This window comes from Nonomuraea roseola (assembly GCF_039535395.1).
GTDB lineage: Bacteria > Actinomycetota > Actinomycetes > Streptosporangiales > Streptosporangiaceae > Nonomuraea > Nonomuraea roseola.
The window spans coordinates 2,627,346-2,650,061 of record NZ_BAAAXC010000015.1; the positions used below are offsets into that span (position 1 = coordinate 2,627,346).

26 protein-coding genes, 1 tRNA gene and 1 pseudogene are annotated in these 22,716 nt (G+C 69.0%); 14 read left to right on the plus strand and 14 right to left on the minus strand.

Annotation, left to right across the window (positions count from 1 at the left end; translation table 11 throughout):
* Positions 1-9 precede the first annotated feature (9 nt).
* Positions 10-780, plus strand: a complete 771-nt coding sequence (locus ABFX55_RS35655) for a MauE/DoxX family redox-associated membrane protein (RefSeq protein ID WP_346127231.1) — start codon at positions 10-12, stop codon at positions 778-780.
* Between the two features lie 78 nt (positions 781-858).
* Here the strand turns inward: ABFX55_RS35655 and ABFX55_RS35660 are convergent, their stop codons facing one another.
* The gene (locus ABFX55_RS35660; RefSeq protein ID WP_346127232.1) at positions 859-2,040 is read right to left on the minus strand and encodes an AAA family ATPase; all 1,182 of its coding nucleotides are present in this window, start codon (positions 2,038-2,040) and stop codon (positions 859-861) included.
* Between the two features lie 196 nt (positions 2,041-2,236).
* Here ABFX55_RS35660 and ABFX55_RS35665 point away from each other — a divergent pair, with 196 nt between their 5' ends.
* From ABFX55_RS35665 to ABFX55_RS35675, 3 genes are read left to right on the plus strand one after another with little or no spacing between them, the layout of a single operon-like run.
* Positions 2,237-2,716, plus strand: coding sequence for a SigE family RNA polymerase sigma factor (locus ABFX55_RS35665; protein WP_346127234.1), 480 nt, complete (start codon positions 2,237-2,239; stop codon positions 2,714-2,716).
* A complete protein-coding gene (locus ABFX55_RS35670) occupies positions 2,713-3,915 on the plus strand; it encodes a TolB family protein (protein ID WP_346127236.1) in 1,203 nt (400 codons plus the stop codon). Before ABFX55_RS35665 ends, ABFX55_RS35670 begins: the two co-directional genes overlap by 4 nt.
* 10 nt (positions 3,916-3,925) lie before the next feature.
* The gene (locus tag ABFX55_RS35675; protein ID WP_183652752.1) at positions 3,926-4,387 is read left to right on the plus strand and encodes a MaoC family dehydratase; all 462 of its coding nucleotides are present in this window, start codon (positions 3,926-3,928) and stop codon (positions 4,385-4,387) included.
* Here ABFX55_RS35675 and ABFX55_RS35680 read toward each other — a convergent pair.
* The 6 genes and pseudogenes from ABFX55_RS35680 to ABFX55_RS35705 all read right to left on the minus strand — a co-directional run bounded on the left by ABFX55_RS35680 (position 4,366) and on the right by ABFX55_RS35705 (position 8,803).
* On the minus strand, positions 4,366-4,605 hold the full coding sequence (locus ABFX55_RS35680) for a hypothetical protein (RefSeq protein ID WP_346127237.1): 240 nt from the start codon (positions 4,603-4,605) through the stop codon (positions 4,366-4,368). The two genes, ABFX55_RS35675 and ABFX55_RS35680, sit on opposite strands and share 22 nt — an antisense overlap.
* Entirely contained in the window at positions 4,602-6,071 is a 1,470-nt protein-coding gene (locus ABFX55_RS35685) for a radical SAM protein (protein ID WP_346127239.1), read from the minus strand. The genes ABFX55_RS35680 and ABFX55_RS35685 overlap by 4 nt, the downstream gene beginning before the upstream one ends.
* Complete coding sequence (locus tag ABFX55_RS35690) at positions 6,055-6,735, minus strand: prolipoprotein diacylglyceryl transferase (RefSeq protein ID WP_346127241.1); 681 nt, start codon at positions 6,733-6,735, stop codon at positions 6,055-6,057. The genes ABFX55_RS35685 and ABFX55_RS35690 overlap by 17 nt, the downstream gene beginning before the upstream one ends.
* Position 6,736: 1 nt before the next feature.
* Positions 6,737-7,009, minus strand: a complete 273-nt coding sequence (locus ABFX55_RS35695) for a hypothetical protein (RefSeq protein WP_346127243.1) — start codon at positions 7,007-7,009, stop codon at positions 6,737-6,739.
* Between the two features lies 1 nt (position 7,010).
* Positions 7,011-7,674: pseudogene (locus tag ABFX55_RS35700) on the minus strand (response regulator).
* A complete protein-coding gene (locus ABFX55_RS35705; RefSeq protein WP_346127244.1) occupies positions 7,664-8,803 on the minus strand; it encodes a sensor histidine kinase in 1,140 nt (379 codons plus the stop codon). The pseudogene ABFX55_RS35700 and the gene ABFX55_RS35705 overlap by 11 nt, the downstream one beginning before the upstream one ends.
* A gap of 176 nt (positions 8,804-8,979) precedes the next feature.
* Here ABFX55_RS35705 and ABFX55_RS35710 point away from each other — a divergent pair.
* The 4 genes from ABFX55_RS35710 to ABFX55_RS35725 all read left to right on the plus strand — a co-directional run bounded on the left by ABFX55_RS35710 (position 8,980) and on the right by ABFX55_RS35725 (position 11,387).
* A tRNA-Arg gene (locus tag ABFX55_RS35710) sits at positions 8,980-9,052 on the plus strand.
* Between the two features lie 737 nt (positions 9,053-9,789).
* Entirely contained in the window at positions 9,790-10,653 is an 864-nt protein-coding gene (locus ABFX55_RS35715) for an alpha/beta hydrolase (protein ID WP_346127245.1), read from the plus strand.
* 41 nt (positions 10,654-10,694) lie between these two features.
* Entirely contained in the window at positions 10,695-10,904 is a 210-nt protein-coding gene (locus ABFX55_RS35720; protein ID WP_346127247.1) for a hypothetical protein, read from the plus strand.
* A 177-nt stretch (positions 10,905-11,081) separates the two neighbouring features.
* On the plus strand, positions 11,082-11,387 hold the full coding sequence (locus tag ABFX55_RS35725) for an Imm21 family immunity protein (protein ID WP_346127248.1): 306 nt from the start codon (positions 11,082-11,084) through the stop codon (positions 11,385-11,387).
* A gap of 49 nt (positions 11,388-11,436) precedes the next feature.
* On the opposite strand, the gene ABFX55_RS35730 is transcribed toward ABFX55_RS35725, so the two are convergent.
* Positions 11,437-11,892, minus strand: a complete 456-nt coding sequence (locus tag ABFX55_RS35730) for a hypothetical protein (RefSeq protein ID WP_346127250.1) — start codon at positions 11,890-11,892, stop codon at positions 11,437-11,439.
* An 88-nt stretch (positions 11,893-11,980) separates the two neighbouring features.
* Here ABFX55_RS35730 and ABFX55_RS35735 point away from each other — a divergent pair, with 88 nt between their 5' ends.
* Positions 11,981-12,457, plus strand: a complete 477-nt coding sequence (locus ABFX55_RS35735; protein ID WP_346127252.1) for a hypothetical protein — start codon at positions 11,981-11,983, stop codon at positions 12,455-12,457.
* Between the two features lie 222 nt (positions 12,458-12,679).
* Here ABFX55_RS35735 and ABFX55_RS35740 read toward each other — a convergent pair whose 3' ends face one another.
* Positions 12,680-13,255, minus strand: coding sequence for a dihydrofolate reductase family protein (locus ABFX55_RS35740; RefSeq protein ID WP_346127254.1), 576 nt, complete (start codon positions 13,253-13,255; stop codon positions 12,680-12,682).
* Between the two features lie 423 nt (positions 13,256-13,678).
* Here ABFX55_RS35740 and ABFX55_RS35745 point away from each other — a divergent pair, with 423 nt between their 5' ends.
* The gene (locus ABFX55_RS35745; RefSeq protein ID WP_346127256.1) at positions 13,679-14,275 is read left to right on the plus strand and encodes a DUF6230 family protein; all 597 of its coding nucleotides are present in this window, start codon (positions 13,679-13,681) and stop codon (positions 14,273-14,275) included.
* Positions 14,276-14,308: 33 nt separating this feature from the next.
* Entirely contained in the window at positions 14,309-14,824 is a 516-nt protein-coding gene (locus ABFX55_RS35750; RefSeq protein ID WP_346127257.1) for a DUF6114 domain-containing protein, read from the plus strand.
* Between the two features lie 24 nt (positions 14,825-14,848).
* Here the strand turns inward: ABFX55_RS35750 and ABFX55_RS35755 are convergent, their stop codons facing one another.
* Genes ABFX55_RS35755 through ABFX55_RS35765 form a run of 3 tightly spaced genes read right to left on the minus strand, consistent with a single transcriptional unit; the run spans position 14,849 to position 18,275 of the window.
* Positions 14,849-15,763, minus strand: coding sequence for an HAD family hydrolase (locus ABFX55_RS35755; RefSeq protein ID WP_346127259.1), 915 nt, complete (start codon positions 15,761-15,763; stop codon positions 14,849-14,851).
* Entirely contained in the window at positions 15,760-16,779 is a 1,020-nt protein-coding gene (locus tag ABFX55_RS35760; protein WP_346127261.1) for a formylglycine-generating enzyme family protein, read from the minus strand. The genes ABFX55_RS35755 and ABFX55_RS35760 overlap by 4 nt, the downstream gene beginning before the upstream one ends.
* Complete coding sequence (locus ABFX55_RS35765) at positions 16,776-18,275, minus strand: arylsulfatase (protein ID WP_346127262.1); 1,500 nt, start codon at positions 18,273-18,275, stop codon at positions 16,776-16,778. The genes ABFX55_RS35760 and ABFX55_RS35765 overlap by 4 nt, the downstream gene beginning before the upstream one ends.
* A gap of 298 nt (positions 18,276-18,573) precedes the next feature.
* Here ABFX55_RS35765 and ABFX55_RS35770 point away from each other — a divergent pair, with 298 nt between their 5' ends.
* Both ABFX55_RS35770 and ABFX55_RS35775 read left to right on the plus strand, forming a co-directional pair.
* Positions 18,574-19,191, plus strand: coding sequence for a DedA family protein (locus tag ABFX55_RS35770; RefSeq protein WP_346127264.1), 618 nt, complete (start codon positions 18,574-18,576; stop codon positions 19,189-19,191).
* 200 nt (positions 19,192-19,391) lie between these two features.
* Entirely contained in the window at positions 19,392-20,258 is an 867-nt protein-coding gene (locus tag ABFX55_RS35775; protein WP_346127265.1) for a hypothetical protein, read from the plus strand.
* A gap of 179 nt (positions 20,259-20,437) precedes the next feature.
* Here the strand turns inward: ABFX55_RS35775 and ABFX55_RS35780 are convergent, their stop codons facing one another.
* The gene (locus ABFX55_RS35780; RefSeq protein WP_346127267.1) at positions 20,438-21,499 is read right to left on the minus strand and encodes a CU044_5270 family protein; all 1,062 of its coding nucleotides are present in this window, start codon (positions 21,497-21,499) and stop codon (positions 20,438-20,440) included.
* Positions 21,492-22,076 (minus strand): RNA polymerase sigma factor, encoded by a 585-nt coding sequence (locus ABFX55_RS35785; RefSeq protein ID WP_346127269.1) that lies wholly within the window; start codon positions 22,074-22,076, stop codon positions 21,492-21,494. Before ABFX55_RS35785 ends, ABFX55_RS35780 begins: the two co-directional genes overlap by 8 nt.
* Positions 22,077-22,190: 114 nt before the next feature.
* Between ABFX55_RS35785 and ABFX55_RS35790 the strand changes: the two genes are divergently transcribed.
* The gene (locus tag ABFX55_RS35790) at positions 22,191-22,676 is read left to right on the plus strand and encodes a hypothetical protein (RefSeq protein WP_346127270.1); all 486 of its coding nucleotides are present in this window, start codon (positions 22,191-22,193) and stop codon (positions 22,674-22,676) included.
* Positions 22,677-22,716: the final 40 nt, after the last annotated feature.

Consider the following 22,716-nt stretch of genomic DNA (forward strand, 5'->3'; position numbering starts at 1 on the left):
GTATCACGCATGCTCGAATCGCAGCTGCCGATCTTAATCGTGCTGCTGGTCCTGGGAACCATCGCCAAGCTCGCCACCGTGCACTCCAACCTGGAGCCGGGCGCCCTGGCCAGGCTCGGCCCGGCCGTGCTCGTGCCAGGCCCGCTCCGCACACCCGCGCTGATCTGCTGCTCCGTCGGCGAGCTGGTGCTCGCCGCCGGACTGCTGCTCACCACACATCCGCTGTTCCGATGGGGAACGGTCGTCTTCTTCGCGCTCTCGACCTACGTGCTGCTGGAACTGCGCAGGCGGCGGCCTGACGCCGGCTGCGGCTGCTTCGGCGAGGTCAGCTCGGCACCCGTCGGGCTTCGCTCGATCGGCCGCACGGTCGTGCTGACCGGCATGGCCGTGATGTCGGTGTGGGCCCCCGCGCCCGGTCTGTCGTGGTGGACGCTGGCCGGTGTGGTGGTGCTGGCAGCGCTCTCACCCGAGCTGGAGGAGGCCGTCGACCGGCTGCGCTATCGCGCTCCGTGCGAGCAGCGCCCCGCGAGCGAGAGCGTGGGCCTGGCCAGGCTCAGGGCGAGCGCGACCTGGAGGTCGCATGCCGACCAGCTCACCTCGGCTGAGCCGTACGACAGCTGGCGGGAGATGTGCTGGCGCTTCTTCGTCTTCGAGAACGTGGACAAGGACGACACCGTCTTCGCGGTCTACCTCACAGGACGGCATCCGGCGGTGCGCATGGCGGTGGTCGGCAGGGACGACAGCGGGTCCATGCCGGAATATACGGCTGTATCGGCCTGACGCTAGATAGCGTTATACGGCGGCATATTGGTCTCTCTAGCCGTGCCTAGCTTCCCCTCTAGACACGGCTAGAGAGAGTCAGATGGGCTGAGCGCGAAGGAACCTCCCGAAGTGTGGCACCGTGAACGCGATCAGACCGCGCTCGGCGGAGTAGATGAGCCCCTTCTTGATGAGGCTGTCGCGAGCGGGTGACAGGCTCGACGGCTTGCGCCCGAGGGAGTCGGCCACGTCGGAGGTGGCCACAGGCTCGTCGCCGATCGCGGCCATGGCGTGCATGTAGTCGCGCTCAGCAGGGGTGGCGCGCTCGTAGCGGCTGCCGAAGAAGCCCACGGCGAGCTCCTCCTCCGCCTCGGGCGCGGACACCTTGACGTCGTCGAGAGTGATGGGGGTGCGCGGCGCGTAGTCCCACGCGACCTTGCCGTAGGCCTGCACGAAGTAGGGGTAGCCGTCGGCGGCCTCGTAGAGCGCGTCGAGCGCCTCCGGCGTGAACTCCACGCCCTCCTCCCTCGCGGGGACGAGGAGCGCCATGTCGGCGGCTTCGCGGTCGAGCTTGTCGAGGCGCGCGTAGCGGAAGAGCCGCTCGGAGTAGCTCTTGCTGGCCGACAGCACGCTCGGCAGGTGCGGCAGGCCGGCGCCGACCACGATCAGCGGCCCGCCCGTCTGCGACAGCTCGTGGCAGGCGGCGCAGAGCGCTGAGATGTCGGCGGCCTGCACGTCCTGCATCTCGTCGATGAAGAGCGCGACGCCCACCCCGAGGTCGGTGGCCACGCTCGCCGCGTCGACGAACAGCTCGGTCAGGTCGATCTCGAGATCGCCGGAGTCGGCGCGGCCGCGGCTGGCGGGCACGTCGATGCCCGGTGACCAGTGGGAGGTGCCCTTGGCTGCGGCCGGGTCACGCATCGCGAAGGCCTTGAGCACGCCGAGGAACTCCTCGATGCGCTCGGGCCCGCGGTGCCGGGGGGCCAGCTCGCGGATCGCCATGTGCAGGGCGGCGGCGACGGGACGGCGGATCGACTGGTCGGGCCTGGCCTCGATCTTGCCGGTGCCCCACAGCCGCTGCATCGCCATGGACTTGAAGGTGTTGAGCAGGACGGTCTTGCCCACGCCTCGCAGGCCGGTCACGACCATGCTGCGCTCGGGGCGGCCACGGGCCACGCGCTCCAGGACGACCTCGAACTGCTGGAGCTCACGGTCGCGGCCGGCCAGCTCGGGCGGGCGCTGCCCGGCACCGGGGGCATAGGGGTTGCGCACAGGGTCCACGCTCTCGGACTTTATAGCGGGGTATAGCGGCCGTCTTAGAGTTGGGAAGAAACACCTACGGCGTGTCTGGACGAGCATGGCACCCCCTCCCACCTGGCCGAACCTCTGTTCGAGTCGTTACCCAGAACTGTAGCGCGCGATCGAACACGTGCGCGAGAGATTCGAGTAAAGATCTTTGCAACAGTCCACGCCCCCCGTGCGTCCCCTGTTCGTGGAGTTCGAAGAGTTCGTCCGAGCGAGGGGTTCGGCGCTGTTGCGCTACGGCTACGTGCTTACCGGCACCTCACACGACGCCGCCGACCTGGTGCAGGAGATCCTGTTCAAGCTCGCCGACCGGTGGGACAAGGTCGACAGTCCCGAGGCGTACGCGCGCATGGCCATGGCCCGCCAGCACGTCAGCTGGTGGCGCAGACGCCGCAGAGAGGACCTCACGGAGGATCTGCCCGAGGGCTCCCACCACGACAGCCACTCCTTCGGCGAGCTGTGGAACGAACTGCGGGCGCTGCCGCCGAAGCAGCGAGCCGTGATCGTGCTGCGCTACTACGAGGACCTGTCGGACAAGGAGATCGCCGACATTCTCGGCATCTCACGGGGCACCGTACGCAGCCAGGCCGCACGCGCGCTGGAGAAACTCCGCGTCAGCCCTGGCGTGCTCGAAAAGGGGAGAGCGTCATGAGGACTGAGGAAGATCTGGTCCACGCGTTGCGGCAGGCGGCGGAGCTGGCGCCGCAGCCCGACCTGTCCGCGGCACTGGCCGCGCGGAGGCGCCGCCGTACCAGACGAAGGACGGCGAGCGCCGCCCTGGCGGTGGCGGCCGTGATCGGGGTGGCGGGAGTGGGCACGACGATCGCCAGAGACGTCTTCACCAGCGGGGGCGGAGACGGCGTGGCGGTGGCTCCTGTCGACGGACCGAGCGAGGTGATGGCGAGCATGCAGGCCTCGGCCGAGGCGGCCGAGTCCCGATCACAGGAGGGGACGCCGATCGAGAAGATCTGGCCGAAGGCGATTTTCACGATGCCGGCGGAGAACGCCGAAGGATGGCGGTACCGCCCGATCACCGGCGTCAGCGCCACCGAGGTGATGGTGAACGCGGAGTCCGCCTTCGAGAAGGCGGGCGCGATCGAGATCTACAACTCCGAGTCGGGAACGTTCCGCAAGGTCACCGACGTGCCGACGACCCCTGGCCTGAAGTGGACCTACCCCCAGGACGTGGCCTTCGACGCGCAGAGCGTCGTCTGGTGGGTGAACGCGACCGGCGTGCGCGAGATCTGGATCGCGCCGCTGGCAGGGGGCGAGGCGCGGCTGGTCGCCACGCACAAGGGCGAACACCAGGGCATCGAGGCGATCGCCGTGAAGGGTGAGCACATCTACTGGTCAGAGCAGGACGGCACGGTCTGGCGGCTCCTCGCCGAGGGCGGCACGCCCGAGAAGATCGCCGACGGCCTGCACCTGATCGACTGGCCGTGGGCGAGCGATGTCTACGAGCGCGAGTACCGGAAGAACCAGACGAAGGTCGTCAACCTGGAGACGGGCGAGACCCGCCAGATCACGGCCGCGACCGAGGCCGTCGGTCTGCGCTGCGGGCCCACCTGGTGCGTGGCGGAGGGTCTGGTCCAGCGGGTGGACGGCACGGGCATGCGGAAGGTGGGCGTCTCCCGCCCCCTGTCGGGCTCGCCGGCCCTCGACCGGTATGTCAGCACAGGGACGAGCGTGCTCGATCTTGAGACCGATTCGTGGGTGACCTTCCCCGAGAACCCCAACGACTGGTTGGGCATCGGCACCTCCTCGGCGCCCAGCACGATCACGTACTGGGGAGCCACCAAGGGGAGCACGCCAGACGAGTTCCGAATCGTCAACCTCGCGGCGGCGCAATAGGGTTCCACCCATGCGGAGCTTTGCGAACGTGCAGGAGTTGAAGGCGGCGGTCGGCGAGACGGTCGGCCCGACCGAGTGGCGCACGGTCACTCAGGACCAGGTCAACCTCTTCGCCGACGCCACCGACGACCACCAGTGGATCCACGTCGATCCCGAGCGGGCGAAGGAGACCCCCTTCGGCGGGACGATCGCCCACGGCTTCCTGACGCTGTCGCTGCTCCCCTCGTTCCTGACCGAGCTGATGAGCGTCGGCCAGATCCAGATGGCGGTCAACTTCGGCCTCAACAAGGTCCGCTTCCCCAAGCCGGTGCCCGTCGGCTCGCGGGTGCGGGCCAGCGGCGAGCTGGTCGACGTCAAGAACAGCCCTGCGGGCCAGCTGGCCACGATCAAGGTCTCGGTCGAGGTGGAGGGCGAGCGCCGTCCGGTGTGCGTCGCCGAGGCGCTGCTGCTCTACGTCCCGATCAGCGAGTAGACGATCGCCGCCAGCGCGGCGATCGCGATCAGCCCCAGATAGGCGAGCACGAGCCGGGTGTCCCTGAGCACGCACTTGCTCCGGGTCAGCCCGGCTCTGCGCGCTTTCCAGTAGCCCACGAACCCGAGCACGGCGAACCCGAGCACCGCCCACGGCCCGAGCAGCCAGGCGAGCAGGGCGACCGTGGCGTAGACGCACAGTCTCAGCGGATCGGTCATCGCAGCTCGGGCCATGCCTGCACGGCGCAGAACGGCGCGCACTGGTCGCGTTCGTCGCGCCGGGTGCCCACGTGCACGCAACACTGGGTGAGCCGCTCCTCGATCATGGTCGAGATGTCCATGAACGGCTTGACGGTCAGCCGTACCACCCGCTCCCCCAGCATCCGGCGCAGCTTCTTCCGCCTGCCCAGCACCGTGACCAGCGTCGACAGCCCCAGGTCACAGTTCTCGCAGATGTTCTTCCACAGCTCGCCGATCTGCGGGTGCGACAGCGACGACTGCTCCGACAGCAACCCCAGAAGCGACTCCTGTACGGCGAGCCGCAACTCGCGTGGGATCTCGCTGTCGGCGATCCTGTTCGACACCAGGCCCAGGTTCTCCTTCAGCCGGTCGTGCCCGATCAGCGCCACCAGCGACCGCCAGTCGCCCGAGTCGTCGCGGATCAGATAGCCCACCGAGCAGCAGTGCGGGTGCGAGCACGGCAACGCGGTGAGATCGCGCCAGGTCACCAGCCCGCCGGTCTGCGGCTCGAGCCGCTTGAGCACGCCGGTGTGGGTGAGCCTGTCCATCGGGTCGATGGCCCCGCTCCTGCCCGAACCGAACACCGGCTGCATCGACACCCCTCCGACGAACGGCGTGGCGAGCGCGAGCCTGACGACGTCCCCGATCTCACCGTCGTTGACCCCGAGCGCCGCCGTCATGACCAGCGTGGTGAAGATCTGCCGCTCCGACAGCCGTTGTACGGCCAGCGCCTTGAACCGCCGCAGGTCGCCGCCTCGATGGTGGCGGGAGGCGTGCTCGGAGATCCCGTCGTACTGCAGGTAGACCTCCACTCTGTCGCGATGCTCGGTGAGCAGGTCGAGCAGGCCGTCGTCCTGGGCCAGGAGCAGGCCGTTGGTGTTGACGAGGATGCGGGTGATCGGCCTGGCGGCCAGCTCGGCCAGGAGCTTGGCGAGGTCGGGGTGGAGGGTCGGCTCGCCGCCGCTGAGCATCAGGACGTCGAGCCTGCCCTCCTCGCGTTCGAGGCGCTGGTCGACGTTGGCGAGCACCCGCTCGACCGGCACGACGCCCTGGAGGTCGGGCGAGGAGCCCGCGAAGCAGGTCGGGCAGCGCAGGTTGCAGGTCTCGGTGATGTCCTCCAGCAGGATGCAGGTGTGCTGGGTCTGCATCTCGGGCAGCCCGTCGAGATAGGCCCCGGGGATCGGCGCGAAGTTTCCCGCCAGGTCGGGGATGTGCGCCTTGGTGGGCGCTGTCCACTCCTCCAGGTAGGACAGGATCTCGGGGTCCTCGTCGTAGAGCGTGCGGACCAGCCCGTGCGTGCGGCAGCCGCGTTCGAGCCACACCCTGCCATCGCGCTCGGCCAGGTAGCCGCTCAGCCTCGGCACCCGCTCGACGGGCAGATCGCCGTGACAGTGCGGGCAGAAGGCGTTGACGTACCGCAGGATGCGATCACCCCGGAGCCTCACGGGCTGCCCTCCTTCCGAACCGGATGCTCAGCAATATCAGACAGGGGATGAGGAACCACTGCGGCCTGGTCAGATCAAGCCAGACTGTCTCGTTCGCCCTGGTGAACTCCACGAGGAAGCGGAAGACCGCGTAGGCGGCGACGTAGCGGGGGAAGAGATCTCCCCTGTCGCGCAGCCTCACCAGGACGACGAAGGCGACGAAGTGGAAGACGATCTCGTAGACGAACGACGGGTGCATGGCCTGCCCCGCCAGGCAGCCGGGGCACTCGGGCGTGGTCGCGGGCGCGTGGACGCCCCACGGCAGGTCGGTCGGCCTGCCGGGCGCCTCGGTCAGATGGCAGCCGATGCGGCCGATCGCCATGCCGAGCGCCACCGCGGGGGCGAACAGGTCGCCGGTGCTCTCCTTGTAGCCGATGATCCGCTTGGCGACGAGCACGCCGATGTAGGCCCCTGTCAGGCCGCCGAGGATGCTGCGCGAGCCGTACAGCCAGAAGCCTTCGAGGTGCTCGGCGAAGCCGGCGAGTCGCATGCCGATCGCGCCGCCGACCAGGGCGCCGGTGACCGCCACCAGCGACTGCTCGTTCAGCGCGCCGCGACGCCGGGCCTCTCGCACGAAGACCACGGCGGCGGCCAGCACGCCGAGCCCGACGAAGAGCTCGTGCACGTCAGCGGTAGAGCTCGGGGTTGAGCCCTGTGCAGTAGCCGGCCGAGATGATCGAGGTGAGCGCCCAGCCGATCATCAGCCCCATGCCCAGCCCCTTGTTCTGCGGCTTCCTGGTCAGGATGAGCGCGAGGCCGCCGCCGAGGCTGCCCAGCGCGAGCAGTCCCGCCACGATCGCGATGCCCACGGGACTGCCGGTCCTCAGCGCGACGAGCCCGGCGATCACGTTGACGACCAGGTAGATGCCGACCCCTGCGAACGCCATGCCGACGACCACGTCAGCTCCCCTCGGAGTAGTAGATGGCGGCCTGCACGCGGCTTCTCAGCCCGAGCTTGTTGAGCACCCTGCTGACATGAGTCTTCGTCGTGGCCTCGGCCATGTCGAGCTCTTTGGCGATCTCCGCATTCGACAGGCCCCTGGCCACACAGGCCAGCACCTCGCGCTCTCTGGGGGTGAGCAGGTCTTTGGGCGGCTCACGCCGTACGGGCTGCTCGGCGAAGGCGGAGATCAACCGGCGGGTCACCGCCGGAGAGATCAGCCCGTCGCCCCTCGCCACCAGGCGCACCGCCTCCACCAGGGAATCGGCGTCGGTGTTCTTGAGCAGGAACCCCGCCGCGCCCGCCCGCAGCGCGCCGAAGACGTACTCGTCGACGTCGAACGTCGTCAGGATCAGCACGTCGGTCACACCTGACAGCTCCCTGGTGGCCGAGATGCCGTCCTTCTTCGGCATCCTGACGTCCATCAGGACCACGTCGGGTCTCACCTCGCGGGCCATCGCGACGGCCTCCTCGCCGTCGCCCGCCTCCCCCCACCACCTCGATGTCGGCGGCGCCGCCGAGGACCAGCACGATGCCCGCCCTGACCGCCGCGTGGTCGTCGGCGACCAGCACCCTGATCGTCACAGTTCCTCCTCGGTCCCCACTCTGATGATCACAGCGCATGCTCCGTGGGCAGCGTGGCGCGCACGCGCCACCCCTTCTCCTCGTACGGCCCCGCCTCGAACGCGCCACCCACGAGCGCCGCCCGCTCCCGCATCCCGATCAGCCCCGCGCCCGCCCCTGGCAGTTGGGTCCTCGCCTCGTTCAGCGGATTGTCGACCATCACGCTCACCAGCTCCGGCGCATAGGTGATCATGACCTCCGCCCTGTCGTCGCCGTGCTTCATCGCGTTCGTCAGCGCCTCCTGCACGATCCGGTATCCGGCCAGATCGACCGACACCGGCAGGTCGTAGGGCGTGCCCGCGACCGTCATGACCGTCTCCATCCCCGCCTGCCGCGCCCGCTCCACCAGATCGGCGGCGTCGGCCAGCCGCGGCCTGGTCGTGGCGTCGTTGTCCTCGCCCTCCTGCCGCAGCAACCCGATCATGGTGCGCATCTCGGCCATCCCCTGAACGCTGTTCTCCCTGATGGAAGCCATGATCTGCTGGACGGCCCCCGCGTCGAGATCCTTGCGCGACAGCACGGCCGTCGACTGGATCGCGATGGCGCTGAAGTGATTGGCGATCATGTCATGCAGCTCCCTGGCCATCCTGGTGCGCTCGGCGGCGATGGCCGCGCCGCGGTCGAGCTCGGCCAGGTGCGCCACCTGCTCGGCCCGCGCCCGCTCGGCGGCGGCCTGGTCGCGCTGCTGCCGCAACACCATGGCGGTCGTCACGGGCACGACCAGCACGAGGCTCACCTGCACCCCGTAGATCGCCAACGCCAGCCAGCTCCGCTCCAGCATCCCGATGACCGCACCGATGATCACCGCCGCCGTGGTGGTGACACCCAGCAGCCAGCGCGAGGCCCTGGCGGGGCCGTACAGCGCGGCCGCGTAGAGGTTGTCGGTGAACACCAGCGTGGTCGGCAGCGAGGGGCCGCTGTAGGCGCCGTCGATGGTCACCGCCGCCACGCCCAGCGCGAGGCAGACCAGCGGCGCGCTCCGCCGTACGGCCACGCCGGCGCACGTGAGCGCCAACGGAACGGCGAGGAACCACGGGGGGACACCGCTGCGGTCGAAGTAGGCCCGACCGACGAGCATGACGGCACCCACGGCGAACGCGGCCACGGCTGCCAGGATGTCTCGCCTCATCCCCCCATCTCACCATCGAGAACGGCAGAGTTGTTCACACCTGGGACCTGCCTGTGGATACACAGAAGGTTGTACACAGGCGAGCGGGATCCGGGGCCTCGCGACTCTCGGGACGAGGAATCGAGAATCTGGTTCGAGGCACGGCTTGAGGTCCGCTATGATTGCTTACGCAGCGAGCGGCCGTAGCTCAATGGATAGAGCATCTGACTACGGATCAGAAGGTTGGGGTTTCGAGTACCTCCGGCCGCACAGATGCAAGAAGGCCCCTGAGCAGGGATTATCCGCTCAGGGGCCTTCTTCTTTTCTTAATCGTCCAGGGTTCTTGCTAACACCCTTGCTAACAGGGTGGCTCCCACCGCTCTTGCGATGCCTTCTCTCATAGTGGAGCCGAACCAACCGGCCGTCCCGGCACGCACCCGGTCGCGAGAACCGCGGCATGGTGTTGATCACGGAACTGTCGGGGATGTCTGCTTGAGTCGCCCCGGGCACGAGCACTGAGCGGGCAAGGAGCGGGAATGCGGCGGTCGGAGCGTCTTTGGCACCTTTCCCCAGACAGCGTCTGACCAGGTCAGCGCAGCCAGACCGCTGCGGGAACCAATCCGGCCCCACGCCGGGCACGGCTATCCACAGCCGAAACCCCGGCTTCCGCCTCCACCGCCTGACCAGCCCTCGGTAAGAGGTGCTGTTACCAGGTACACGGGATTGCGCCGCCGCAGGTCAGCGCTCGACGGTGGTTGGTATGACATCGAAGCGGCCACGTCAGTGCCGGCGCTGGGATGCGGGTCCGGCCCGGCCCGAAGGACTGCACCGAGTGAAACGCGAAGGCGGGGCCATCGCCTCATCCGCTACAGTTGGCCCCATGTGTTCCGTCATCCACAACTGGCAGGCGATCCGCACCCGGTCGGCGTTCTGACCGCGGTGCAGGCCGTCGCTTGCACCGGGGTCCCGCGTCCACCGTTCACCTCTGGATGACGAGGATTCCTTTCATGCGCGCAACCTCGCGCCCCACTTTCGTGTTCGTTCACGGCGGCTCCAGCAACGCTCAGGCCTGGAGGCCCCTGCAGAACGAACTGGCCCTGCTCGGTCACCTTTCGTACGCCGTCGACCTGCCAGGCCACGGCGACCGCGCCGACTCCCCCGCCGCCTACTACCGGCTGCCGCAAGACGCCGCGGCACTGGCCGACGCCCCCTCCCCGATGCGCGCCGTCACGTTGCAGGACAACGTGCGGCACGTGGTGGACATCGTGCGCCGGCTCGCCGAACAGGGCCCGGTCGTCCTGGCCGGCAACAGCCTCGGCGGCCTGACCATCAGCGCCGTCGCCAACGCCGTACCGGAACTGCTCGACCGCGTGGTCTACCTCTCCGCGCTGTGCCTGAGCAACCCGGCCATGCTCACCGAGGCGTGGGACGTGGTCGACGACAACCTGCTCGACGCCGCGGCGGCCCGGATCGCCGTGCCCGGCGTGCCCGACCCCGGTGTGGCCCGCCTGAACTGGCGCAGCGCCCACGCCGACCCGGAACTGTTCGCCGAGTTGAAGGCCGCCATCATGGCCGACTCCACCGACCACCAGTTCCGGCTGCTGCTTGACTCCATGGACCCGGATGAGAACCATACGGTGCTGGAGCCGGCGGCGTTGGTCACGGCCGACGGATGGGGACGCGTCCCGCACACCTACATCCGCCTGTCCGAGGACCGCGGCATCACCCCGGCCGTCCAGGACTACATGATCCGCCAAGCGGACGCGCTGACCCCGCACAACCCCTTCGACGTGCACACGCTGGCGACCTCGCACGTCGGCTACTTCAGCCGGCCGCAGGTCTTCGCGGAGCTGCTGGCGGACCTCGCCTGACGCTCTTTGCCGCCCCCGCCGCCGTCCTCGGCGGCGGGGGCGTGCTACGTCAGCTCGTCCGGGTCACGTCGCGTTCGCAGGGTCTCCGGGCGGGTCGGCATGATGAAGACCAGTACGGCGGTTCGACCTACGCTCAGCTGGACCTCGACGAGTTCGCGCCGTACGAGCTCGGTGAACAGGAGTTCTTCGAGGAACTGGGCCGTCTGCGCCCGATGAATCTGCAGGCCGGTCAGGCATGGCCGCCCGGCTGATGAGGTGCCGTGTTCCGTCTCTGTTCCGTGGGAGCGTCGAAAACAGCGAGAAGTGACGCGAGACGCCCGCAAGCGTAATGCCTGCTCAGCCACATGATCGAGTGATTTCCTTGAGGGCTACATCGGCCTCGTTACCGTCGGTGCACAGCAGGCCCTTGTTCTCGGCGACGACCTGCCATGACGACCTACCTGACCGCCGAACGCCTCTTCGTGCGTTGGGCCGCCGCGAACTCCGAAGCCGATCTGGTCGCGGCGGCCAAGCGAGCCCTCGCAGACCAGCCGGATTGGGACGATGACGAAGACCTGAACTGGGAAGTACAGGAGGCGGTCGTGCTCTTCGATTCTGCGGTTCCCGGTGCTGAGCTGGAGCCTGACGATCGACTCATTGTTGATCTCGAACCTGGCCAGTACAGGGTCCGAGCCACCTACACGAAGGACGAGGGCAACTGGATGATCCTCGTTCAACTCCAGCCGACAATCTAAGTCTGGGGCGCACTCCGCCAGCGCCTTTCCTTTTGTACGGGTCAAGCGGTCAGGTGTCGTAGGAGCCGTCCCAGGGTTCGTAGAAGCCGAGGTTGTCCGGGTAGAGCTCGGCGTGTTCGGTGCCTTCGAAGGTCTCGATGACGAGGCCGAAGAGCACGTCGTCGACTTCGTGGCGGAAGGGCTGGATGGCGATGTCGCCGTAGCGGAGGCCGGGGAGGGCATTGAGCCATTGCTTCAGCCGCTCCTGCGCTGCGTCGACGGCGGCCTGGTAGTTGTCGTCGGTTCCGGTGCGCTCGATGCGGGAGTCGAGGTGGTGGCCGGCGATGTCGAAGGTGTGCAGGACGGCGTACCAGCGTTTGTGTGCGGGCCAGTCGTCGGTGTGTGTAACCCTCCGGGAAGGCGGCGACGACGGAGCCGAGGAACTGTCCGCTCTTGATCTTCGCCAGGACCCGCGGACGCGCCCCGCGCGCGCGAGCGCGCCAAAAGGCGTGGATTGAGCGTGCATTTGGCCACTGACCTACCCACGCTGCCTGCCGCACCCTGAGGTGCCGGCGTTTCGGCCTGAAACGCAGGTCAACAGAGGGAGAAACGGCATGCGATCTCACAAGCTCATCCTCGCGCTCGCGCTGACGGCGGGCCTGACCGTCTCGGCGGCTGTGTCCTCGGCCTCGCCCGCCGGCGCGACGACCGCGGCCACCACGTGCCGGGTGGAGCTGAACTACCTCGACGCCCACGACGCGGAGGAGAACAACGGCGACGAGATCCGGATCAACCTCGCGGGGTACATGTACCCCAGCGGCAACCAGTACGTCGCCATGAACAACGGTGATCGCGCCTATTCAGGCAACTTCGCCAACCCGACCACCACCATCGGCACCACCGGGTCAGCGCTGTTCAGCCTGCGCGAGGTCACCCCGCCCGCCGTCGGCCAAGGCGACGAGCTCGGCTCGGTCACCGCGAGGGGCTCCACCTGCGCCACGCTCGCCACCGGACAGATCGTCTACATCTCCAAGCACATCTTCGGCACCGACTACTGGTACTACATGAGCCTGGTGATGACCGGCCTGTAGCGTCCAGGGTTCGAAGGCCCTGCCGGGTCACCAGACGGGCCTTCACCAGCCACCGACGCCAGGCCGCACCCCGCGTCCAGGTGCGGACGCAGGGGACTTCTGCCAGGCGCCAACGCGCGCACGCGCAAGACGACTGCGCGGCCGGGACGAGATCTGTCATCGAGACGATGACAGATCTCGTGACGACCTCGCGGCCGGCCCCGAAGGTCCGCCTCTTCGAACTCACGCATCGCGGCGAACGCGGTAGCGCAGGTGGGTCACAGCCCCCGCGACGGGCTTCCCCTCCAGGATCAGCCCGGCCCGCTCCCCTGCGAACAGCGGCGTGCCCTCGCCCATCAGCAGGGGGACCAGGTGGATGCGCATCTCGTCGAGCAGACCCGCGCTGAGCAACTGCCGGGCGACGTCCGCGCCCAGCACCCAGACGTCCTTGTCTCCCGCGGCCTCCTTGGCGCGTCGGGCTGCGGCCCGCAGTCCATCGAAGGCGAACGTCCCGCCGTTGTCGCCGAGGAGGTCCTCCCTGGTCCGGTGGGTGACCACGAAGCTCGGGATGCCGGGGAACGGTGTGCCGCCCCACGGGCCCAGGCCGAGGTCGAAGGTACGCCGTCCGATGAGGACGGCCCCCACCGTCCCTTCGGACTCCCGCACGACGCCGAGGTCGATCTCGCCGTCCGGTCCGTTCCCTGCATGCCATTCGTGGAGCCGCTCGCCGCCGTCCCCCATGGGCTCCTCTTCCCTGACGTTCGGACCGGTCGTGAACCCGTCCAGGGACACCGACACATCCAGCACGATCTTGCTCATCACAAGCCTCCTTCGCTCCGTCGGCGGTGCCGTCGGGCGCCGTCAAGAAATGGTCGGAGCCGGCCCGGCCGTCTCGACATCACACGGAACCACCTTCTGAGCATGGGTGGCGTTCGCGGCCTGGACCACCGAAGGCCGGCACACCCGCCTACCGCGCCACGGACTCTGCCATCACGATCGGGAATGCGCCGCCAGTAGTTGTCACCGCTTCGCCGGCTTCAGCGACGCACCGCTGAGGCGATCGCGGCGGGGCATTCCGGTCTTCGGCAAGATTGTCCAGCTGAGAGTCAGAAACAGCACACCGCCTGATTTGTCCGTTGACAGGGGTCATGGCTCTCCCGATGATCGACCTCGTGGCTGGAATGTCACTCTCCGTGACGGAATGCTGGCCCATTTCATCATGAGGTGTCATGGAGGGTGGCCATGGTCGAGCAGGGGCGCGTGCGGTGGAAGCGATTCGCGTTGGTCTTCACGCCGGTGGTGGCGTTGACCTCGCTGCTGGTAGGCGCCACGACCGAGGGCGCGATCGGCGCCACCTTCGTGGTCTCGAGCTCCACGTTCAAGCTCTTCACCGGCGAGTTGCGCGCGCAGGGCTTCACGCTGGCCGGCGGCGTCGACCACGACATCAAGGGCAGGGCGATCCCCGTGCTGTTGACCGGCATCCGTCGGGCCGAGGTGTTCGGTCTGTGCCAGAGCGTCGTCCTGAAGACGCCCCTGGGAGCGGTGACCGTGCGGATCACCGGCGGCCGTGGTGACGCGCCGGTGGTCGCGACGGACCTGGTGATCGACGCCGCGGCGGCGCGGGCCGCGGCCGCCTTCAACGACATCCAGCTGGGGCGCGACGCCAGCACGCTGGACGCGGCCCCCGGAGCCAGGGGTCCGGCGGGGACGTTCGGCGCGCAGAGCAGGACGGTCGTTCTCCGGAACGTGAGGCTGACCGCGTGGGCCGTCACGGCCGGCACCTTCACCGTCCCCGACCTCGCGCTCAACCTGCAGGTCGGTGACAATCCCTGCTTCTGACGGGTCCTAACAGGTTCGACGGACGGACAGATCATGAAATCGTGGCGGCGTTCGAGGCCGTTCTGGAGCGGGCTGCTCATCGTGCTGGCAGGGGCGGAGCTGCTGTCCATCCCGTTCACGCTCGACGCGCTGTCGGTGGCGATCCTGTTCGGCACGGTGGGGGCGACCTACCTGATCGCGCTGGTGATGATGATCGCAGGCGTGCTGGTGTGGCTGCAGCCGGCCCAGCGGGTCTTCCTCGGCCTGGTGGCCGTACTGCTGTCCATGGCGTCGTTCGTCTACTCCAACCTGGGCGGCTTCCTGATCGGCATGAGCCTGGGCCTGCTGGGCGGAACGCTGGCCATCGCCTGGACACCCGTCAGCCGACCGGCCAGTCGGCTCGACTCCCTCAGCGTCCGTGACCTCCCCGACGCGGCGCGGAAACTCGTGTCGAGCGAGACGCTCGGCCGCGTCCGTCACTGGTCCCGCCGCCGGCCCGCCATGAGCCGGATATCCGCCGGCCCGGAACCCGTGGATCTCGCGGCGGAGCCGCAGAGGTCGCCACAATGAGCCGCGAGACCGCCTTCACCGAATTCAGCGTGGGAAGACGGTTTCCCAGTCGTTGGCGATGCTGACGACGCACCAGCCGAGACGCGAGGCGGCCTCGGTGATGGGTTCGGTTTCCGTCAAGGTTTGGGCTTTGCCGGCGTAGGAGTACTCGCGCTCGGAGTCGTCGTGGTCGACGAGCAGCGCCAGATGCGGCCGGTCGGCGGCGGTGGCCCATTCGAGCATCTCGCGGTCGCCGCTGGTGTTCCCTGCGGCCAGGATCGGGCGCCGTCCGAGCTGCGTCTGGATGTTGGCGACCTTGGCCGGCCCCTCGTTGGCCTGTCCGAGGACTCTGCCGGTACGGCGGAGACCAGGGCGTCCGGAGCGGTCCCGCTCGAGGTCGTAGGCGATGAGCGTGCCGACGACGAGCTCGGCCGGCACGCCGTAGAGGTCCTCGCTGACGGCCCGGACGAACTCGGTGCCGCCTCCGGTCACGATGCCGACGGTGAAGTCCAGCCGGCGGAGCTCGGCGATCAGCTCGAGCATGGGCTGGTACACGGTCGCGCGCATCGGTCGGCCGAGCGCGGCGTGCGTCGCCGTCGCCATGAAGGCCCGGACCTCGGCGGCGAAAGCTTCAGGGGTGAAGCCCTCGAACAGGCCGGCGAGGGCGAGCGCGACGCGCGCCAGTCCGAGTTCCCCGGCCTGCTCGGGATCGCCGGAGAGGACCGCGGCGAACTCGGGCCGTTCGCCGAGCGACGGGTCGTTCGCCACCCGCCGGCGCAAGGCGTCCAGGAAGAACTCGAGCTGGATGTATGCCGGCCGCTCGCACCACAGCGTGCCGTCGTTGTCGAAGTAGGCCACCCGATCGGTCTCCGGCACGGAGCGGGCGGCGTCGAGGAACTCGAGCAGCGCGTCCCGGGTCGCGCCCGGCCGCCATGACGGCAGCGCCGTACTGGAAGTCACGACCCCGCCTCGGCGGCCGGGAGGTTCCAGGCACATCGGAAGCCGATGTGACTCATGCCGGTGTCGATCATCTGTGGGCGGCGGGCGGCGGGCCGGTAGCGCAGGCAGTAGGTGTCGGCGCACAGGTACGACCCACCCTTGATCACCTTGCGCGCGATGCGGAACTGGGGCTGAGCCGGGTCGTAGCTCGCGTCGACGTCGCCGCCGCGAGGGTTGCGAGGGACACAGCACGGTGAGGCGGCCTCGCAGGGGTGGCGTTCGGTCCACCAGTCGGAGGTCCATTCCCAGACGTTGCCCGCCATGTCGAACAACCCATGGTCGTTCGGCGGGAACGAGCCGACCGGCGCGGTCCCGGACCAGCCGGACTCGCCCGTCGAACGCCAGGGGAAATCGTCTCCGTCCCAGGTGTTGGCCATGAGGCGACCCTCCGGCCGGGGCTCGTCCCCCCAGGTGAAGGCGGCGCCCTCGAGACCCCCGCGGGCGGCGTACTCCCACTGAGCCTCGGTCGGCAGGGTGGCGCCGATCCAGGTCGCGTAGGCGGCGGCGTCCTCGTGGGCGACGTGAACCACCGGATGGTCGAGACGGTCGTCGATACTCGAGCCTCTCCCCTCGGGGAAACGCCAGCAGGCGCCCGGCGTCCACTTCCACCACAGACTGAGATGCCGAAGATCGACCGGGCCGGCCGTCGGCGCGAACACCATCGAGCCGGGGACCAGGTTCTCTGGGGGCGCCCCCGGAAACTCCGCCGGGTCCAGCGGCCGCTCGGCCACGGTGAGGTAGCCGGTCGCCGCCACGAACGCGGCGAAACGGCGGTTGGTGACGGCGATCGGGTCGATGGCGAAGCCGTCGACGTGCACCGTGTGGGCCGGCGCCTCCTCGCGATAGTGGGCGTCGGAGCCCATCGTGAAGACACCGCCGGCGAGCGGGACCGCGCCGCCGGCCCCGTGGGGCGGCCTCGTCAGCCCGAGCGTGCGGGTCGTCCACGGCTCGGTCCGCGGCGCGCCCTTGCCGCTCACGTGTTCGTCATCCCGGCGCGCAACTTGTCCATCACCTGGTCGATGCCGAAGCTCGCCGGCTCCTGGCGCGGCGGGAAGTCGGCGAACGTCGAGAGCATGCCGGCGACGTACGACTGCGCCGGGACCACCAGCCAGGCATGGTCGATCATCCAGTCGTAGTAGGTGTTGGAGGTGATGTCGGCGCGCTCGTACGGGTCGGTGCGCAGATTGAAGATCTTCGGGACCCGCAGTGGGGTGTACGGCTCGGCCCACACGCGCAGCGTTCCGGGGGCACGCTGCTCCAGGAACACCAGCTTCCAGTTGCGGAACCGCAGCGCGGTGAGGTCTCCGTCGTCGGAGACGTAGAAGAAGTGCTTGCGCGGACTCTCGCCTGCCTCACCGGTGAGATAGGGGAGCTGGTTGTAGCCGTCCAACTGCACGCGGAAGGAGGTGCCGCCGAGCTCTGTTCCCGACTTGAGCGTCTCGGCGATATCCGGTACGCCTGCCGCGGCCAACAGGGTGACGAACCAGTCGGTGTGGCTGACGACGTCGTTGAGCACGGTGCCCGCAGGGATCTTTCCTGGCCATCGCACGGCGGCCGGCACCCGGTAGGCGCCCTCCCAGTTGGAGTTCTTCTCGTTCCTGAACGGCGTCATGGCACCGTCCGGCCAGGTGTTCATGTGCGGGCCGTTGTCGGTGGAGTACATGACGATCGTGTTCTCGGCGATGCCGAGCTCGTCGAGTACGGCGAGCAGGTCCCCGACGAGGTCGTCGTGGTCGAGCATCGTGTCGTGGTATTCCGACTGCCATTGCCCCGCGCGGCCTCTGCTCTCCGGCTTGCAGTGCGTGCGGAAGTGCATGTGGGTGGTGTTGAACCACACGAAGAAGGGCAGGTCGGCCTCGTGCTGGCGGCGGATGAAGTCGACCGCGGCGTCGCGGAACTCCTCGTCGCAGGTCTCCATCCGCTTCCTGGTGAGCGGCCCGGTGTCCTCGATGCGCTGGGTGCCGTCCTTGTCGGCCCATGAGCGGATCACTCCTCGCGGCCCGAACCGTTTCCTGAAGCCGGGGAATTCCTCCTCGGTCGGGTAGTCGGCATGCTCCGGCTCCTCCTCGGCGTTGAGGTGGTAGAGGTTGCCGAAGAACTCGTCGAACCCGTGCGCCGTCGGCAGGAACTCGTCACGGTCGCCGAGGTGGTTCTTGCCGAACTGGCCTGTGGCGTATCCGTGCGCCTTGAGCGCGGTGGCGATCGTCGGGTCCTCGGCGCGGAGGCCGATGTCGGCGCCGGGCATGCCCACCTTGGTCAGGCCCGTCCGGTAGGGGTTCTGGCCGGTGATGAACGCGGCTCTGCCCGCCGTGCAGCTCTGCTCGCCGTAGTAGTCGGTGAACCGCGCGCCTTCTTCGGCGATCCGGTCGATGTTGGGAGTGCGGTACCCCATCAGCCCGTCGCTGTAACAGCTGAGGTTCGAGATCCCGATGTCATCTCCCCAGATGACCAGGATGTTCGGGCGCTCCGACATGCATCCCCCAGAGTCCTGACCGGCCTGCGCCCGCGATACACGAGCTCCGTCCTCCCAGGATCACCCGTCAGTCGCAACGGCCATGCCAGTGTGTTGTCAAGACTCGAGTTGGCCGCGACCAAGAATGCCGGGGAGATGCCGAGCTGGGGCATCCCGGGGCGGTCACGTGTTTCGGGGTGGGTTGAGCAGTTCGGCGACAGCGGAGCGGGTGGCCGCGTGGCGGGTGTGGTTTCCCGCACCCCTGAACGGCCACAGGCCTCATGGTGGCCACTACCTGCTCATTTCTAGTCTCAGACGCATGACGGAATGGCTGATTGACCTGATGGAAATGCTGGGCGCGCCGGGAGCCGGGCTCGCGATCGCGCTGGAAAACCTCTTCCCGCCTCTCCCCAGCGAGGTGATCCTGCCGCTGGCCGGTTTCGCCGCCTCCAGGGGAGCGATGGACCTGGTCGCCGTGCTGCTGTGGACCACCGCCGGCTCGGTGATCGGGGCGCTGGCGCTGTACTGGGTGGGCGCGCTGCTCGGCCGCGAGCGCACGCTGGCGCTGGCCGCCCGGATCCCGCTGCTGAAGGTCTCCGACATCGCCAAGACCGAGGCGTGGTTCCTCAAGCACGGGCGCAAGACGGTGTTCTTCGGCCGGATGATCCCGATCTTCCGCAGTCTGATCTCCGTCCCCGCCGGGGTGGAGCGCATGCCGCTGGGCGTCTTCACGCTCCTGACCACGGCCGGGAGCCTGCTCTGGAACACCGTCTTCGTGCTGACCGGCTGGACACTCGGCGAGAACTGGTCGCTGGTGGAGACCTACGTCGGCATGGGCACCAACGCGGTCATCGCCACGGTGCTGCTGGCTGTGCTGGTCTTCGTGGGCGTACGGCTGGTCGAGCGGCGCAAGGGACGGCATGCGGTCGGCGGCTGAGTCCTCCGCCGGCAGTCTCTGATCACCGGCATCGGCACCGCACCGGCGAGAAACCACGCCCGGCGATCGATGCGCGATCGCCTACGCCCGCGGGCGTAACCGGTGCGACCGGTCCTACCTCGCCGGTTGTCGCAGACCGCGATCGAGTGCCCCCGGAGGGCTGACGCGGCGGCGCCCGCTCGCGCAGCAGGCTGTCGGCCATGCGCAAACTGATGGTTCCCGCCCTTGCCCTGGCCCTTGCCTTCGTCGCGGCCCCCGCCCAGGCCGGCACCTCCGAGACCCCTGCCGTTGACGTCCTGGTCGAGGACAGTGGTCTGAACAGCCCAGCGACAGTGACCGCCGGTGCCACGACCTTCCGGATCCGCTCGGCCGACCCGGAAGGCGCCTACGTGGGCCTGGTCCGGATCAGGCCGGGTCATGCCTTGCGCGACGTGCTCGCCGACGTGGAGCGGGCCTTCGACCACGCCGACCGCGAGGGCGCGCTCGCCGCCGCCCGGCGGCTGTCCGCCGAGATGGTGTTGTACGGCGGCGCCGCCGTACAAGCCGGCATGGTCGTCGAATACACGACCGTCCTGGCGCCCGGCGCGTACGTCGTCATCGACTTCAAGGAGGTGGGCAGGCCGGGCCTGGCCGACAAGGCGCGGAGGCTGCGCGTGCTGCCCGGACTCCCGCATCGCGCGCCCTCGGCCGCCGCCGAGATCGTGCTGTCCAGCACCGCCGCGGGCGCCACCCGTTTCACGGCGCCCGCCACGCTGCCGTCCGGCCGGCCGGTCCGCGTCGTCAACCGGTCACGTCAGTACAACGAGGCCATCCTGCTCCCTGTACGGCCCGGCACCACGCGTGAGGAGGTGGGCACGTACATCACGACGGTCAGCGAGGGCGGTCAGGCGCCGTCTCCGTTCACCGGCGGCCCTGTCGGCCTGGTCCCCATGTCGCCTGGGCACGCTGCCGTCATCAGGGCCGATCTCGCGCCGGGCTCGTACGCCCTGGTCACGTGGCTGCGCGACTATCGGACCGGACGGATGCACGCCGGCCAGGGCACGTACGAGCTGATCACCGTGGAGTGACGTCCGCGAGGGGCGCTCGTGAGAACGGTCGTTCCTGCGCGTCCTCGTCACGGATACGACGGGGCCCCGCCCGACCCGCGTGATCGGACGGGGTCCCGTCACCTCCGTGCCACCGGTCGCGGTCGATGCGATGGCCGCCCGGCTACCGCCGTGTCGCTGCCGTCCCTCGGCGCCTCTCGCTAGCAGGGAATCTTGAGGCGAGAAGCGTCGGGTGACGGCTCGGGCATCGCGTCGGCCGCCTCGACCCCGAGCAGGGCGGTGCCGGTGACGGTGCCCTTGGGCACGACGTAGGTGTGGCCGCCGGGCGATTGTGTCTTGTCCTTCGTGGTGACATAGCGGGTGCCGAGGTAGCGGTAGGTCTGCTTGTCGAAGACCAGCTCGGAGCGCATGGCATCGTCCTCGGCCATGCCGACGGCCACACCAGGCCTGCCCGCGGCGTCGGTCACCTCGGGGATGAGACTGATGCCCTCGAGCCCCGCCGCCACCTCGAACAGGGGCGCGGCAAGGCTGGGCCTGGCGGCCGACTTCTGGATCAGGTCGCTGATCGTCAGCCACAGGCGCAGGCGGCGGGGTCCTGCCTGTCGCGCGGCGACCTTCTCGATCCTGGCGCGCAGCGCGGTCACGTCGGTGGGCCAGTCGCCGAGCCGCAGGTAGGAGAGCTCGTCGCCGGGGGTCTTGTCGCAGGAGGACTCGTAGACGCTCTCATCGACGCCGGAGCCCCCCGGCACGAAGGGGGCGGGACCGCTGCCCGGGTCGGGGGTGGCGCCCTTCCGCTCCTCCCTGACGAGCCACGGCTTGCCCGGCTCCGCGGGCTCCCACCTGTCCTCAGCGGTCTTGACAGTTACGTGGTCGGCGCCGGTCCCGTCCTTGCGCTCGATCGCCATGTGTCGCGTGGCCATTGACCTGACGTGGAGGTACTGACCCGGCGTCAGGTGCAGCTCGCCCTGGTCCGCGGCGGCGCCGGCCGCTCTCGAGAGCAGTTCCTGGGCGCTCGCGGGAGGCGCGGCGCCGGGGACGAGTTGGACTGCCACGACCATGGCGGCCGCGGCGGCGACGACGGCCACACCCTTGAACATGGGGCCCGGCCTCCTGACCGCCCTGCGAAGGATCCGGCGCGGCCCCCGCGCGTGCCGGTCCTCCGCGTAGGCGCGTTCCATGAGAGCGCGGGACCCGGCGAGGTCCTGTGCCGACCCCTCGGGCGTGGTCGCCCACACGCGGCTCATCGCGTCCATCTCATCCATCGAGGCTGTCCTTCCATACGGTGTTCTCCAGTGCTTGACGGGCCTTCTTCCTGGCCCTGTTGAGTCGCGAGCGAACCGTGCCCACGGGGATGTCCAGCGCCAGGGCGACCTCCTCGTAGCTCAGCCCCGCCCACGCGATCAGCAGCAGCACGTCGCGGTCGCCGGACTTCAGCCCTGCCAGCGCGGCGACCAGCGGCTGGTTCACCGTCAGCGTCGTCACGTTGTCCTCGACGAGGCCACCGGTGATCTCCACGGGGTCCACGCCGCCGCGCACGTAGGCGCGGTAGCGGGTGACCTCGTCCCTGCGCCGCTTGCCGATCACGTTGGAGGCGATGCCGTACAGCCATGGCCTTGCGTCCGTGTGCTCCAGGCCGTACCGATGGCGGTTCTGGAACGCGGCGAGGAAGGTATCGGAGACGATGTCCTCCGCCGCGTCGCGTCCGAGCCGCCGCACCGCGTACCTGTGCAGCTGCGGGGCGTGGCGGTCGAACACCGCGGCGAACGCCTCGGGCTCCTGCCACGACCTCCGGATCAACTCGGCGTCGGCGACCTCGACGGTCGCAGCGGGCTGGGGCATAGGGTGCCTTTCGGTCCGGGTGGGCGAACACCCGTACTTACCGGACCCCGCGCAAAAGGTTCATGACGAGCCGACCGGCGTCCTGCAGGGCACTGCCCTCAGTACGTTGTCCTCGTGACGGAGACACGGGCCACGGGCTACGACGGCCTGTCCTCCCGCCTCGTCCCTGAGGCCGAGCTGCGGGAGTTCCTGCTGGACTGCTTCGGCATCGCCGACCACGAGTTGTTCGTCGGCCACGCCGACCGGGTCGCCGAGGACCTGCGCGACGTCCCGCAGGACGTGGTCTTCGCCGCCTTCTGCACCTATCAGCAGGCTCACGGCCATTTCGCGATGCACTTCGACGTCGGCATCGAGGGACGTCTCGCCGACCGGGTGGATCGCGGTGAGTTCGCCGCGAGGTTCGCCGCGCACTTCGGCGCCAACGTGCTGCACGGCACCACCGAACCGCCAGGGCTGTGGACGGTCACCCTGCCGGACGGCAGCCGTCTTCGCGCCGCGATGGAAGAGGAAGACGACCGGTCCGTGCTCTACGCGGCCACAGCGCCGATCCCTGGCCTGCCCGAGGTCCGCGTGGACGAAGGACTCTGGCGGATTCGATGAGTCCTTCGCCCTCTCCTCAGCGGCCACCTTGCCACGGGTT